The organism is Planctomonas deserti (assembly GCF_003067705.1).
Taxonomy (GTDB): domain Bacteria; phylum Actinomycetota; class Actinomycetes; order Actinomycetales; family Microbacteriaceae; genus Planctomonas; species Planctomonas deserti.
On record NZ_QANL01000256.1, the window covers coordinates 1 to 500 of the forward strand.

1 protein-coding gene is annotated in these 500 nt (G+C 56.8%); it reads right to left on the bottom strand.

Annotated features, from left to right (window positions below):
- Positions 1-30 precede the first annotated feature (30 nt).
- Positions 31-429 carry a DNA-packaging protein FI gene (locus DAI20_RS18325; protein WP_000158919.1) on the bottom strand — a complete coding sequence of 133 codons (399 nt, stop codon included), beginning with the start codon at positions 427-429 and terminating at the stop codon, positions 31-33.
- Positions 430-500 lie beyond the last annotated feature (71 nt).

The window sequence follows — 500 nt, forward strand, 5'->3', positions numbered from 1 at the left end:
GGTTATCGAAATCAGCCACAGCGCCTCCCGTTATTGCATTCTGGCCAGGCCGCGCTCTGTCATTTCGGCTGCCACACCGGCAGAGACACGAAACGCCGTTCCCGGCAGCACAAATGCCACAGGTTCATCCCGCGTGGCGTGAAGTGCATCAGTATGCAGCTTCACCAGTGCCACGACCGTGACCAGTTCAGACGTATCCAGAATCACGGTATCCGGCTGCGCTGATCCCACCTCATTTTCATGTCCGGTCAGCACATTTTCCCGGCTGAGAGGGGTGTCCTGACCGGCAGTTTCATCCGTGTCATCAAGCTCCTCTTTCAGCTCTGCCACACGGAGCGCCAGTTCTTCTTTCGTCCCCGTCAGGCTGACATCACGGTTCAGTTGTTCACCCAGCGAGCGGAGACGGGCAATCAGTTCATCTTTCGTCATGGACTCCTCCACAGAGAAACAATGGCCCCGAAGGGCCATGATTACGCCAGTTGTACGGACACGAACTCATC

What these genes read in the sequence shown, in the direction of transcription:
- DAI20_RS18325 (WP_000158919.1), bottom strand. Translation starts at nt 429, where the DNA reads ATGACGAAAGATGAACTGATTGCCCGTCTCCGCTCGCTGGGTGAACAA.